Annotated in this window: 1 protein-coding gene; it reads right to left on the bottom strand. The window is 67.4% G+C overall.

Annotated elements, in window-relative coordinates; translation table 11 throughout:
- The coding region (gene galT, locus BN1127_RS10705) for a galactose-1-phosphate uridylyltransferase (protein WP_042649434.1) at nucleotides 1-767 on the bottom strand (767 nt) is incomplete at both ends.

Below are 767 nucleotides of genomic sequence, written 5' to 3'. Positions count from 1 at the left end.
GGGGAGAGGGAACGCAGGCGTTCCGCGGCTTGTTCCGGGGTCAGGTCCCGCTGGGTTTCGGCCAGCATCTCGAAGCCCACCATGAACTTGCGCACGGTGGCCGAGCGCAGCAGGGGCGGGTAGAAGTGGGCGTGCAACTGCCAGGCCTCGGGACAGTCCGAGTTCGGCGGCGCGAAATGCCAGCCCATGGAGTAGGGGAAGCTGCACTCGAACAGGTTGTCGTAGCGGCTGGTGAGCTCCTTGAGCGCCACCGCCAGGTCTTCTTGCTGCTCCCGGGTGAGATCCAGCATTGAGGGCACATGGGCCTTGGGCAGCAGCAAGGTTTCGAACGGCCAGGCCGCCCAGAAGGGCACCACTGCCAGCCAGTGTGCCGTCTCCACCACGATGCGGGAGCGGTCTTGCAGCTCCCGCTCCACGTAGTCCAGCAGCAGCGGGCGGCCGTGTTCGGCCAGCCAGTCGCGCTGGTGCTGCTCCTCGCGGGCTATCTCGTTGGGCAAAAAGTCGCTGCCCCACAGCTGGCCGTGGGGGTGGGGGTTGGAGCAGCCCATGACGGCGCCCTTGTTCTCGAACACTTGCACCCATTCCCACTGGCTTGACAGCTCGGCGACCTGGCTCATCCAGGTGCGGATCACCGCCTCGATGGCGGGCAGCGCCAGCTCGGGCAGGGTCTTGCCGTGATCCGGCGAGAAGCAGATGACCCGGCTGGTGCCGCGGGCCGCCTCCAGCTTGAGCAGGGGATCCTGCTTATCGCCGGCGGCCGGGGTGTC

The sequence above is a fragment of the Aeromonas media genome, assembly GCF_000819985.1.
Taxonomy (GTDB): domain Bacteria; phylum Pseudomonadota; class Gammaproteobacteria; order Enterobacterales; family Aeromonadaceae; genus Aeromonas; species Aeromonas media.
The sequence above is the reverse complement of the archived record's forward strand: the minus strand, read 5'-3'. Positions and strand labels throughout refer to the sequence as shown.